This window comes from Psychroflexus aurantiacus (genome assembly GCF_010820555.1).
GTDB classification, from domain to species: Bacteria; Bacteroidota; Bacteroidia; order Flavobacteriales; family Flavobacteriaceae; genus Psychroflexus; species Psychroflexus aurantiacus.
In genome coordinates this window covers 57,069-69,424 of the sequence record NZ_JAAIKD010000003.1, presented here as the reverse complement: position 1 = coordinate 69,424, position 12,356 = coordinate 57,069, and the positions used below count along the sequence as shown (strand labels likewise).

The 12,356-nt window shown below is 40.0% G+C and carries 14 protein-coding genes; 3 read left to right on the top strand and 11 right to left on the bottom strand.

Annotated features, from left to right (window positions below; genetic code table 11):
• Window position 1 precedes the first annotated feature (1 nt).
• The 6 genes from G3567_RS05715 to G3567_RS05690 form a co-directional block, all read right to left on the bottom strand.
• The gene (locus G3567_RS05715; protein ID WP_164004383.1) at window positions 2–1,381 is read right to left on the bottom strand and encodes a short-chain fatty acid transporter; all 1,380 of its coding nucleotides are present in this window, start codon (window positions 1,379–1,381) and stop codon (window positions 2–4) included.
• An 87-nt stretch (window positions 1,382–1,468) separates the two neighbouring features.
• The gene (locus G3567_RS05710) at window positions 1,469–1,843 is read right to left on the bottom strand and encodes a DUF3127 domain-containing protein (RefSeq protein ID WP_164004382.1); all 375 of its coding nucleotides are present in this window, start codon (window positions 1,841–1,843) and stop codon (window positions 1,469–1,471) included.
• A gap of 2 nt (window positions 1,844–1,845) precedes the next feature.
• Window positions 1,846–2,718, bottom strand: coding sequence for a flavin reductase family protein (locus G3567_RS05705; RefSeq protein ID WP_164004381.1), 873 nt, complete (start codon window positions 2,716–2,718; stop codon window positions 1,846–1,848).
• A 79-nt stretch (window positions 2,719–2,797) separates the two neighbouring features.
• Window positions 2,798–3,340 carry an RsmD family RNA methyltransferase gene (locus G3567_RS05700; protein WP_164004380.1) on the bottom strand — a complete coding sequence of 181 codons (543 nt, stop codon included), beginning with the start codon at window positions 3,338–3,340 and terminating at the stop codon, window positions 2,798–2,800.
• A gap of 3 nt (window positions 3,341–3,343) precedes the next feature.
• Window positions 3,344–4,144, bottom strand: a complete 801-nt coding sequence (locus G3567_RS05695) for a DUF3822 family protein (protein WP_235923495.1) — start codon at window positions 4,142–4,144, stop codon at window positions 3,344–3,346.
• Window positions 4,141–4,788, bottom strand: a complete 648-nt coding sequence (locus G3567_RS05690; protein ID WP_164004379.1) for a hypothetical protein — start codon at window positions 4,786–4,788, stop codon at window positions 4,141–4,143. The genes G3567_RS05695 and G3567_RS05690 overlap by 4 nt, the downstream gene beginning before the upstream one ends.
• 115 nt (window positions 4,789–4,903) lie before the next feature.
• Between G3567_RS05690 and G3567_RS05685 the strand changes: the two genes are divergently transcribed.
• Together G3567_RS05685 and kdsB are read left to right on the top strand one after the other, a co-directional pair.
• Window positions 4,904–6,337 (top strand): ATP-dependent DNA helicase, encoded by a 1,434-nt coding sequence (locus G3567_RS05685; RefSeq protein WP_164004378.1) that lies wholly within the window; start codon window positions 4,904–4,906, stop codon window positions 6,335–6,337.
• Window positions 6,338–6,360: 23 nt separating this feature from the next.
• Entirely contained in the window at window positions 6,361–7,101 is a 741-nt protein-coding gene (kdsB, locus tag G3567_RS05680) for a 3-deoxy-manno-octulosonate cytidylyltransferase (RefSeq protein ID WP_164004377.1), read from the top strand.
• Here kdsB and G3567_RS05675 read toward each other — a convergent pair.
• The 4 genes from G3567_RS05675 to G3567_RS05660 form a co-directional block, all read right to left on the bottom strand.
• Complete coding sequence (locus G3567_RS05675) at window positions 7,098–8,555, bottom strand: cryptochrome/deoxyribodipyrimidine photo-lyase family protein (protein ID WP_164004376.1); 1,458 nt, start codon at window positions 8,553–8,555, stop codon at window positions 7,098–7,100. The genes kdsB and G3567_RS05675 overlap by 4 nt on opposite strands.
• A gap of 18 nt (window positions 8,556–8,573) precedes the next feature.
• Window positions 8,574–9,881, bottom strand: a complete 1,308-nt coding sequence (locus tag G3567_RS05670) for a cryptochrome/photolyase family protein (RefSeq protein WP_164004375.1) — start codon at window positions 9,879–9,881, stop codon at window positions 8,574–8,576.
• An 88-nt stretch (window positions 9,882–9,969) separates the two neighbouring features.
• Window positions 9,970–10,668 carry an SDR family NAD(P)-dependent oxidoreductase gene (locus G3567_RS05665; protein WP_164004374.1) on the bottom strand — a complete coding sequence of 233 codons (699 nt, stop codon included), beginning with the start codon at window positions 10,666–10,668 and terminating at the stop codon, window positions 9,970–9,972.
• A 6-nt stretch (window positions 10,669–10,674) separates the two neighbouring features.
• Window positions 10,675–11,148: an SRPBCC family protein gene (locus tag G3567_RS05660; RefSeq protein ID WP_164004373.1), complete on the bottom strand. Its 474-nt coding sequence runs from the start codon at window positions 11,146–11,148 to the stop codon at window positions 10,675–10,677.
• 154 nt (window positions 11,149–11,302) lie between these two features.
• Here G3567_RS05660 and G3567_RS05655 point away from each other — a divergent pair, with 154 nt between their 5' ends.
• Window positions 11,303–11,779 carry a hypothetical protein gene (locus G3567_RS05655; RefSeq protein WP_164004372.1) on the top strand — a complete coding sequence of 159 codons (477 nt, stop codon included), beginning with the start codon at window positions 11,303–11,305 and terminating at the stop codon, window positions 11,777–11,779.
• Here the strand turns inward: G3567_RS05655 and G3567_RS05650 are convergent.
• On the bottom strand, window positions 11,776–12,336 hold the full coding sequence (locus G3567_RS05650; protein WP_164004371.1) for a hypothetical protein: 561 nt from the start codon (window positions 12,334–12,336) through the stop codon (window positions 11,776–11,778). The two genes, G3567_RS05655 and G3567_RS05650, sit on opposite strands and share 4 nt — an antisense overlap.
• Between the last annotated feature and the right edge of the window lie 20 nt (window positions 12,337–12,356).

Sequence of the window (12,356 nt, the reverse complement as noted above, 5' to 3'; positions counted from 1 at the left end):
ATTAAAATATTAAGAGGCCAGTGATGAAAATTACGCTGCCAATGATAAATAATAAAAAAGTAAATGGAAAAATGTCGCTCGCCTTTAACTTGGTTATGGCAAGAAGTGGTAAAGCCCAGAACGGTTGAAGCATATTGGTAACCTGATCACCATAGCTCAGGGCCATGATGATTTTAGGAATGGGCACCCCCAGTTTGGAGGCAGATTCCAAAGCTATAGGTCCCTGTATAGCCCATTGTCCGCCACCGCTGGGTACAAAAATATTGACAATGCCAGAGCTTATAAACGTAAAAATGGGAAGCGTGGCTTCAGTTGAAATGTCTACAAAAAACTGGGCGAAACTCACTGCCAAGCCGCTCTCCTTCATCACCCCTATAATGCCAAAATACAAGGGGAATTGAATTAAAATACCCGAAGCCCCTTTGATCGCTTCTGCCAATGAGCCTAGATATTGGGATATAGATTTATGAAACAAAACTCCCAAACCCAGCATCAGAAAGTTGAGCAGGTTTGGGGTGATATTCAACCGGAGAAGGTCTTCTCCATAAACGACAAAGAAGCAAAGCGTAATCAACCCTCCAAAACCTAGTGTTAACAGGTTGTTCCTCTCCAAAATATGAGCGGACTCCTCTTTGAAGTTGACCCGATCGGGAGTCTCAACTGATTTTGATGGACTGAAGGTATAAAGGCTTGAGACCTCATATTTGGAATTCGATCTCCGCTTAATAGCTCTGAAAATCAAGGGGACCACCAAAAGAATAATTCCAAAAATGATCAGATTACTCGAGCTGAAAATGGTTTCAGATGTAGAGATTTCAGCAGGTAATCCTGAAGGAATTTTATTCATAATGGAATGCAAATGGCCTTCTTCGGCTGCTTTTAAAGGAGCTGATCCGGAAATGCCACCATGCCAAATCATCATTCCGGAATATCCCAAAGCGGCGATGAGCGGATAGTTAATATTCAGGTTTTCTCTGGCCGATTTTTCACCGATTTTCCTGGCCAGTATGGCCCCGAAGATTAAGCCCAGCCCCCAGTTGAAAAACCCCATAAGCATGGTGCTGACACTCACCAGAACCACGGCTCTTTTGGTATCTACAGCTCCCTGAGTAATGAATTCCAGGAGTTTATTAACGGGGGAGCTTAGCACCAGAACATGTCCAAGCACCAGGATCAGCATCATCTGATAACCAAAGACCAGTAATTCCTGATTCCATAGTCCCGATTGCCAGGCATGAAAGGTAGAAACCACCTGATTTGCTTCGCCGGAGAAATCTCCAAAACACACCGCTGAGACCAGGGTGACCAGTGTAAGTAGAATACTAAGCGTAAACGGGGAGGGAAGGAATTTTGCAAAAAAGAGTTCTAATCTGGCTATCAAGGCTTAAGGTTTTAAATGGGCTGCGTAAAAATAAAAAAAGCTCCAGATATACCTCCAGAGCTTTTGTGTTTTATGCGAAGATGTAGATTAAAACGGCAAATCATCATCGTCTTCCTCGTTTAAATCCTGCACGGGTTCAAACTGATCTGATGGCGGAACAGGTGGGGCACCTGCAGCGCTGTTTTGATCTACATTTTCGACTCTCCAGCCGTTTAAAGAGTTGAAATATTTGGTTTCGCCCTGTGGGCTCACCCATTCGCGACCTCTTAAGTTGATACCGACTTTTACGTTTTGACCAACATTAAAATTGTCTAATAAACTGGTTTTATCCTGAACAAATTCAATTAAGATATGTTGTGGATACTGCTCTTCGGTGGTTACCACCATTTCGCGTTTCCTAAAACCATTACTACCAAATTCTTTGGTTTCTCCTAAGACTTTAATTTTTCCTTGTACTTCCATAATTATTGTTTTGCGAGTAAAATATGTAAAGCTTTTTCAAGCTCGTTTTTTTGAATGTATTGCTGTGCGATGAGGTGAATCTGCTCCTCGGTATTTTCTTCTATAAAATCCTCTAAATCATATTCAGTAATAAAATCTTTAACTGTGGAATCGTGGGGTAATTCTTCCAAATTACCTAGCTGACCAAGGTCATTCCCGGTTAAAACGGAACTCAGTCGGATTGATTTTGGCAGCTGATCCACGCCGATTCCCTGTTTGAGGATAGGTTTTTCCACTTCAAACATTCCCTGGCTGGCTCTGGAATACCAGTTACCGCCCATTCTGGCTACCAGATCAATTTTGTGCTGATCGATGTGTAGACCTTCATCCAGCAAATCTTCGCGAATATGAATTTTTACCACTTCTGCAATCACCAGATTTCCTGCTCCGCCGTTTTCACCCAAAGCAATCGTATCCTTCACTTTGCATTCATACTGTACTGGAGATTCTTTCACGCGTGGTGGTTTGACCAAGTCAGACTTCAGCATTGAAAAACCGGATTTTTCAAATTCATTGACACCCTGCTCATATTCTGTACTGGACAGGGAAACTTGCTGCACCATATCCCAGTTCACCACATTGATCACAACTTCTTTGGTTTGTAAAGCGTTTTTTAAAGTGTGTTTTTCAGAATTGTCTCTCACACGTCTTACCGGTGAAAAAATCAAAATGGGAGGATTGGCGCTGAACACATTGAAAAAGCTGTAAGGGGACAAGTTTGGAGCCCCGTTTTGATCGACAGTGCTTACCAAGGCGATAGGTCTTGGACCAATAGAGCCAGAAAGCATTCCGTAAAGGTTTTTGATTTCTAATTCTGCTGGTAAAAAGCTTTTCATGTTCAAATTTTTACAAAGGTAATTAATCTGTTTCTAAAATTCTTTTCAGAAATGATTTCCCTTGAAAGATAATAGAAGATTAGGAGTGCATTTTGAAAAAGCTAAATACTGAATTTCCGTACTTTCTTTGTTCCGAGTAGGTTTCTATGTGTTCCAAATTGCTGTGTTTGGAATGCTCGATAATCAACAATCCATCTTCTTTTAAAAGTGAGCGTTCTCTGATGCTGTTTTCAATTTGTTCAAATTCCTCGAGGGGTAAATCGTAAGGAGGGTCTGCAAAAATAAGATCTGCCTTGAGTGGTGTTTTTTGCAAAAAATCGAAGACGTCACTTTTGATGATATTCAGGTCCAGGTCCAGTTCTTCCGAGGTTTTGGTCAGGAATTTAATACAGTCAAAATTAGCATCAACAGCCGTGACCCGTTGTGTCCCTCTGGACATAAATTCAAAAGAAATGCTTCCTATTCCTGCAAATAAGTCGATGACATCCAGGTCCTGAAAGCGAAGCCTGTTGTTCAAAATATTGAAAAGCGCTTCCTTGGCCATATCGGTGGTAGGTCTTACGGGAAGTTTTTTGGGGGCAATTAGTCTTCGTCCTTTAAGACGTCCGGATACTATTCTCATGGCTTATAATAAATTAAAATGCTCTTGAAATCCCTCCAGATTTTCAAATGCGGGGGGTGTGTATGCATTTGAAAACGAAAGATGTCTAAGATAGGTAGAAAGTATTGCTAATGCAGAATTTTCTTCAGTATCTAGGAAATCGCCTGTAAATTCGGTGATAACTTCTTCACGGTTTAGGTTCAATTCTTTGATTGTGAAGAGGATGTAATAGGCGAAATCTTCTGAAGTTTCGAAAGCAAAGGCATTGGAAAGCAGTAATTTTTGGTTTCTGAAAGCCGCAACATAGAGGAGGTGACCACTCACATGTATCCTGATATATTCTTTGGAAGAGAAGCTTTTTTCGAAGGCTTTTTCGATTAAACCAGAAAAAAGATGTGTGAATTTAAAGCTTCCAAAAATTTCGAAAAGGTAATTGTTGATGTTTACATAGGGTATATAAACTGTGTTGGCCTGAATTGGCAGGATCTCATCATAGGAAAAGTCATCCCCTTCGATGAGTTTGGAGCTGTATTTCAAATAATGAGGCAGGTGAGACTCTTCAAAATAGGCTTGCGGGACAATGCTGAACTGGGGATTGCCATAAATGACTTCCAGGGTTGCAATGTTTTGAATTTCGATGAAGGCTGGAGTAATCTCTGTTTTTAAAACCTTAAGAAGTTCTGAGGTGGACTGAGAGTTGCCGAGTTTGAAATTTTTAAAGAAGAGCGGTGTCGTCAATGAATCTGTTACTAAAAAAGAAAATCCATCTTGTAAAATGAAGATGGATAATCTGTTTATAGGATATGTTGAGCTTTCACTCATCATTTAATTTCACCAAAGTTTTTAGGCCAGTTTCCACTGGTGTTGACTTGAGTCATGGAGCCTACAGTGATCGCAGGACCATCTACCCCGTCAACAGACTTGATTTGTTTTTCCTGCATGACCAGATCCTGATCAAGATCTGCCAGGATTAAATCTTTAGGAGCTCTGACTTCAAATACAGGGATTTTTTTTCCATCTTCTTCCAGATATCCGGCTTTCATTTCAAACCTTTTCTTGTCTGTATGAGGAATGTACATCAAATCGCTGTAATCTTCAGACGCGTCAAAAATAGAATCTCTAACGGATGCAAAACCTAAGGTATCGATAACCACATCTTCAATATATTTATCCACACCGTAAATCTTTCTGTATTCTTTATCAAGAAAAGTAGTATCTCTTCTCTGTGTAATTACATATTGTGCAGTGTCGATGAATTTTATGAGATCCTCAAAACTATCTTCATAATTGCCGATAATTTCTTCATGGGCTAGTTGAGCTTCACGAATGTCTTTCATTTTCTCGACAACATCTATGAAACGTCTGTCTTTAATCTTGTTAAACTCTACAGGTCCATAAACAGCATTATATACATAATAGCCTAAAACACCGATGACAACCCAAAGTACAATCTGTAATACAATCTTCATAACTTATAATTAAGAGTTTTTGATATAAGCAAAACTACAACTTTTTTTCAATCACAAAAGTATAGCACTAAAAAATCGTGCTTATATTTGAAATTTATGCACGATAACATTTTTTATGGATAATCAAGAGTTTTATGAAATACTCAAAACTGATTTTGGACACCCGCCAACACCCAAGCAGGATCTGACTTTACAGCTGCTGGCGAAATTTGTTCTGGAAACCTCAGTGGACCGTATTTTTTTGCTCAAAGGTTATGCGGGTACCGGTAAAACGACCATTATTGGAACCCTGGTCAAAAACATCTGGAAGGTAAAAAAGAAAGTGATTCTGGCGGCACCTACCGGTCGTGCAGCCAAAGTGATTTCAAATTACAGCAATCAATACGCACAAACCATACATCGTAAAATTTACCAGCCTAAAAGTACGAGTGGAGGCGGAATCGAGTTCGTGCCGCAGGTCAATAAGCATAAAAACACCATTTTTATAGTAGATGAGGCTTCCATGATTCCCGATTTTCCCAGTGGAGACCAGCTTTTTAATAAAGGTTCTGTGTTAGATGATCTCATGGAGTATGTCTATTCCGGAGATAACTGCAAACTTATTTTTATTGGAGATACAGCCCAGTTACCTCCGGTTAAATCAAATTTGAGCCCGGCTTTGGATGAAAAAACACTGACCAACCATTACCAGATGGACGTGATTCCCGTGGAGCTGGACGAGGTCGTTCGACAGCGGCTGGAGAGCAGCATTCTTTTGAACGCTACCAAAATAAGAGAAACCATTGAAGATGAGGATTTTGAAAATTTTAAATTCCAGCTTTCAGATAAATCAGATATGGTGAGACTGGTGGATGGGTATGAAATTCTGGATGCGATCAACGAAGCTTACGACAACCTGGGACACGAGGAAACAGCTATTATTGTGAGGTCCAACAAAAGAGCCAATCTGTATAACGAACAAATACGAAGTCGAATACTTCTACGAGAAGATGAAATCGCCCCGGGAGATTTTTTGATGGTCGTTAAAAACAATTATTTTTGGGTCAAGCCTAAAAGTGATGCCGGATTTATTGCCAACGGAGATATCGTGGAAATCCTGGAGATTTTTGGAATAAAAGAGCTGTATGGATTTAGGTTTGCAGAGGTAAACGTCCAGATGGTGGACTATCCCAAAATGAAACCCTTTGAAACCGTGATCATGCTGGATACCTTAAGCCTGAATTCTCCGTCCTTACCCTATGAAAAGTCCAACCAGCTTTATCAGGAAGTGATGAAGGATTACGAAGACATCACCTCCAAATACAAGAAATTTATGAAGGTGAAACAGAATCCATTTTTCAATGCGTTACAGGTGAAATTCAGCTATGCCATTACCTGCCACAAATCGCAGGGGGGACAGTGGGATACCGTATTTGTAGAACAGCCTTATTTACCCGACGGAATCACCAAAGATTACCTCAGATGGCTATATACAGCCTGTACGCGAGCTAAAGAAAAGTTGTATTTAATAGGCTTTAAGGATGATTTCTTTAGCGACAAACAATTGTGAATTTTACATTATAAACACTTATTATGTCAAAACCGTTTAAAGTCATAGCCATGATTCCTGCCCGCTACCAGGCGGCAAGGTTTCCTGGAAAATTAATGCAGGACCTGGCAGGAAAACCAGTGATAGTCAGAACCTATGAAGCTGCCAAAAATACCGGGCTTTTTGATGAGGTGTATGTTGTGACCGATTCGGAACTTATTTTTTCTGAAATTGAAAAGCAAGGTGGCAAAGCCATCAGGAGCCAAAAAGAACACGAGTGTGGCAGTGATCGTATTGCTGAAGCCGTTGAATCTATGGATGTGGATATCGTCATCAACGTGCAGGGGGATGAACCCTTTATCAATGAAAAAGCGCTGAGTCAGCTCCTGGATGTTTTTGAAAAGGATACCCATAAAATCATCGACCTGGCTTCCCTCAAAGTCAGGTTAACATCAGAAGAGGATATAGTGAATCCGAATCAGGTGAAAGTGATTACAGATTTAAACAATTTTGCCCTGTACTTTTCGAGATCTCCCATTCCGTTTCACAGAGCTAAGGATGTGGAGGTGATTTATTTCAAACACGTAGGGATTTATGCGTTTAGAAAGGAAGCCTTAATGGCGTTTTATAATTTACCCATGAGTCCACTGGAAGCTTCAGAAAAAATTGAATGCATTCGCTATCTGGAAAATGGGAAAACCATCAAAATGGTGGAAACACAGGAAGTGAGCATTGGCATTGATACGCCTGAAGATCTGGAAAAGGCAAGGCTGAAATTCACTTAATGACTGCCGCGTATCGTATGTCTTTCCAGAATTTTTTGGCCTTCAGCTTTGGATCGTTCAGACTGAATTATTTTCCAGATGGAATCGGAAGCAAACTGGCGTGAAGCTTCCAGATCGACAATGGGTTTTGGATAATCCTTACCAAGTTGAAAACCATACATGTCTTGTTCCATGGGGGTTAATTTCCAGGGCTCATGGATAAACTCTAGTGGAATTGATCTTAATTCTGGAATATATTTCAGAATAAACTCACCTTCAGCATCGTGCTTGTAAGAGTTCTTAACCGGATTGTAAATTCGCAAAGTGTGTATACCCGTCGTCCCGGCCTGCATTTGCAATTGAGGATAATGGATACCGGGTTCAAAATCTAAAAACAAACTGGCCAAATGCTCTGAGGCTTCCTGCCATTTTTGCCAAAGCAGGTGGGTGAAAAAGGATACCAAAAGCGCTCTCATTCTGAAGTTGAGATAACCGGTTTGTGTCAGGCAGCGCATGCTGGCATCCACAAGGGGAAAACCTGTCTGACCTGCTTTCCAGGCTTTGATTAACTCTTCCTCTTTGGGTTGTTGGAGGATGTTGAAAGCAGAGTTGAAATTTTGAAATTCAGCTTTGGATTCCATTTCAAATTTCTGGATGAAGTGTGCCTGCCAGCGCAGTCTGGATTGAAACTGACTCAGGGCCTGTTTGTATTTTGTTTTGGATTCAAGCTCCATGGAGGCATGAATAACTTCTCGCATCGACAAATTCCCCCAAGCGATATAAGGCGACAAGCGGCTGCAGGATTTCCGGGCCAGAAGGGGCTTGGAAATGTGATTTTGATAATTGGGATAGCGTTCCTCTAAGAAGCTTTTGAGATAACGCAGGGCAGTAGACCGACCTCCTTTCTGAAAATTCGTATCTCTTTCCGTTGAAAGATTTACCCCTTCGAAATGTCCCTTTAATTTTTGCAGGCTGGAATGACCGATAAACTGTCCCGGACTGACAGAAAAAGGAATCGGGTTCTGGTTCATGAAATTTTCCCAGGAATTCACCCAGGTTTTCCTGTTTTTTAGTCCGCGAATAACGCCGTTGGTGATGAATTCTTTCCACTGAATGTCCTCAGCACTGAACCAGCGTTTTAATCTTTTATCCCTTTGGTAGGTGAGGTTTATGCCGGTTTCCTGATGCGAATAGACGGTTTTGATTTTAAACTGCGCATGTATCTTTTGAAAAGCCTCTTCAGCAGAGGAGTTCACAACGAAAACCTGAGTCTGAAAGGCTGAGAGCTCTCGTTGCATATCTTCTAAGGATTCTTTGATGAATCTAAAATGTCGCTTGCTGTAATGGGGATCATTCAGCAGTAAAGGTTCGAACAGATAAAGCAAGATTACAGGATGTCTTTTCTGTAAGGCTTCATGAAGTGGCGCATGGTCGTGCAATCTCAGATCTCTTTTCAGCCAAACAACATTTATCATCCTCGACGTATTAAAGGCTTAGTTTTTTACAGCTTCCTTGTAGGTTTCCAAACAACGCTCTCTCGCTAGTTTATGTTCAACCATAGGTTCGGGATACGCGTCGGTGTCAAATTCCGGAACCCACCTTTTGATGTATTTTTTATCCTCATCAAACCGATCGGTTTGAGAATAGGGGTTGAATACTCTGAAATAGGGTGCTGCGTCCACACCAGAACCTGCTACCCACTGCCAGCCTCCTACATTGGAAGACATTTCATAATCGAGAAGCTTTTCGGCAAAATAAGCTTCACCCCAGCGCCAGTCAATCAGCAGATGCTTGCATAAAAAACTTCCGACGACCATTCTCAAACGATTATGCATCCAACCTGTTTCATTCAGTTGTCGCATTCCTGCATCTACAATGGGGTAACCCGTTTGTCCTGTTTTCCATTTTTCGAATTCATTTTCATCGTTTCGCCATTGAATGCGATCGTATTTAGGCTTGAATGCTCTTTCCTGTGTTTCCGGATAATTGTGTAAAATGGCTTTATAAAACTCTCTCCAGATCAGTTCATCTAAAAAGGTTTTATTTTCCACCGACAGGGCTTTTTCAACCACTTTTCTATAGCCTATCGTTCCAAATCTTAAATAGGGGCTTAGCCTTGACGTTCCCTCTATGGACGGAATGTTTCGGGTATCTTCGTAAGTTTTAAGCAGTTCCTTGTCAAAATTGTGTTCAGGAACTTTAATGGAAGATTTTTCAAACCCCATATCCGATAAAGAAAGATTAGGCAGTCTCGAGTTTTTGTAGGTGTTATCGAGTAAATCTTCAGAAGGGTAAGTTTTGAAATCGATATTTTCAAATTCTTTTTTCCATTGCTTCATATACGGTGTGAAGACCAGATACATGCCTCCTTCATTTTTCTCCACTTCTGTTTTTTCAAAAATCACCTGATCCTTAAAATCGTGATATTCGATGCCGTTTTTAGCCAGTAAGGCGTTGATATTCGCATCGCGTTTGTACGCATAGGGTTCGTAATCCCTATTGGCATAGACGGCTTCAATATCAAAATCCTGGATGAGCTGTTTGAAAGCATTTTCAGGGGTATCATGGTAGGTCGCGATAGAAGATCCGTACTGATCCTGAAGATGCGTTCTCATGTTTTGCAATTCATCGTAAATGAAAGTCACGCGCGCATCATCCTTAGGAAGTTCATCCAGGATGTTTTTGTCAAATATAAATACAGGAAGAACCGGGAAATCGCCGGATAAGGCATGGTATAAACCTACATTATCTTCGAAACGCATATCTCTTCTAAACCAAAACACTCTAACTTTCTCACTCATAATTAATATTTTAAAGCGGTATTAAACTTAAAAATCTTCCTGGAGGAAACGAGCCTCACAAGAAGATTTTTTTAAATCTGAAAAGACTTTAGTTCATATTAAGGCTGCCCATTCCTCCGTCAACTCCAAGCACCTGACCTGTAATCCAGGATGAATCGTCAGAAAGCAGGAAACTAGCGAATTTACCGATATCGGAAGGTTCGCCTACACGTTTTAGGGGATGCTTCTCATCCATTTTTTCTTTTTTCTTGTCGCTTCCTAAAAGTTTGCCGGCAAGTTGTGAGTTCACAAGTGATGGAGCGATAACATTCACTCGAAACGATGGAGCATATTCTGCAGCAAGGGCTCTGGCAAAACCTTCGATGGCTCCTTTGGCAGCGGCAACGCTTGTATGAAATGCCATTCCGGTTTGAACAGCAACCGTACTAAAATAGACAATACTGGCCTGATCTGAATTTTTAAGTTTTGAAAGTACGCCTTGAGTGACTTTTACCAGACTTAAGAAGTTAAGCTGAAAATCTTCTTCAAAAATTTCTGGTTTCATCATTTTGAAAGGTTTCAAGTTGATGGTACCCGGACAATATACCAAACCATCTAGGGTATCAGGTAAGTCTAATTCTGTAATATCATCGTTTAGCGCATCAAATTTATGGTAGGTGACATCATAATCCGAGAGGTTTTCATCGGTTCTGGACGCTACAATAATATGGTGATCTGCGCTTAATTGCTTAACGATTTCCAGACCTATACCTTTAGATCCGCCTATAAGTAAAATATTCTTTTTCATAATTAATTATTTATTTTGAACTTCAAAATGACCGAATTTTTCGACCATCTTAGCCTCTCTGGCTTTAAAAATCTTAGCTAATTTTGGTTTAACAATAAGAGGATGCATCAATCTTCCCAGTAGTCCGAAGGGTACTTTATAATGAATCCAGTCTTCAACTTCTACACCTCCTTCAATTTCATGAATGAAGTGTTTGTGATGCCATAAGGCATAAGGACCGTAAAGTTGAATGTCAACAAAATAATCATTTTCTTCCACATGTGTGATTTCCGTAACCCAGCTGGTGTTGTATCCAGGAAAAGGAGTTACTTTATATTGCAATATTTGTCCCGTAAACATCTTTCGGTCTGCACCCGACATGATTTGAAAACCCATGTCATCGGGCATGATTTCCTGTAGGTTTTTGGGATCTGACAGAAATTCCCAAGCCTTTTGTTTTGTTATGGGTAAATTCTGTCGCGTTTTGATTTCATATATCATAAGGTAAAAATAAAGATTTAAATGTTTAATGAATTATCTTTGAAGTTAAACAAAAGTTATTATTAAAGCCTTTCGCCTTTTAAAGTGATAAATAAATCTTTATACAGCATTAGCATGCAACCAATATCCTTTAATTTGCACAAAATCGATGTAGATGATGAAATGTCAAAGCCTATTGCTGCTATGCATGCTACTGGCTTGTAAAAGTGCCCAAACCGATTTACCACTTCTTCAGGAATGTCCAAACAATGGCGATTGTGAAGTTCAGGTTCTGAAGGAAACAAAATTATTCATCAGTGAAATGCCTTCCGGGATTTTGGAAATTTCATTTGAGGAAGATCCCGATTTTCAGGTGGTTTTTATCCAGTTTAAAAATTTAAAACAGACCAATTACAAAGAAGAAATATACCTTCAAATTCCTTCAAGATTTAAAGAAATCCAATCTAAAAACCAGAGTTTACAAAATCAGAAGGTTATTCTTGGAAAAGTAGATGATTCCGGGACTATGGGTTTTGAACGGGTCAAGCAGGGTCAGCTGAGACTGGTTCATATGAAAGATTACATATCGCTGCATCTTGATATAAATTCACCCTGGAGTCATGTTTTTGAAACGGTAGATTTAAAAATTTAATTATCCTTAATATCGCCTGGGAAAGGAGGAACACCAGGCGTAAACCTGTTTTTCATTTTGTTCTCTTTCTCGCTATCATTTAATTCTAAAAGTCTGTAAGGGAAGTCTGAATCTCTTATTTTTTCTCTCTTTCTGCAGTCCAGGTCCAAATAAATAGCCTCATATTTTTCCTCTGCTGCGGTATCCCATGCATACAGGTACACTTCTCTCAGGTATTTTAAGATAAGCTCGTAGGAGTTATGTTCGCCATAAGAGCCTATAGCTATGATGGCTTGCTTAGGCGAATCGGCTTTTGTTTTGTCCTTGGCAGGGTTGGTTAAAAAATCATACACAGATTCTTTAAAATCTATTTCAGACATTCCTTCTTTTCTCTTTCCATTCATGACCAATTTGCCTTCCTGGTCGATAATAAGGCTTAGCAAATTATTTGATTTTGCAGACGTGTATTCTTCGATTGAAACCTTTTTTTCTATGGGACAGGAATTATCCAGCCAAATCTGACTAAAACAGGAGGCAGAGGATGCCAGGCTTATAAGTACATAAAGAAACGTTTTCATGATATAGCATTATGAGTATC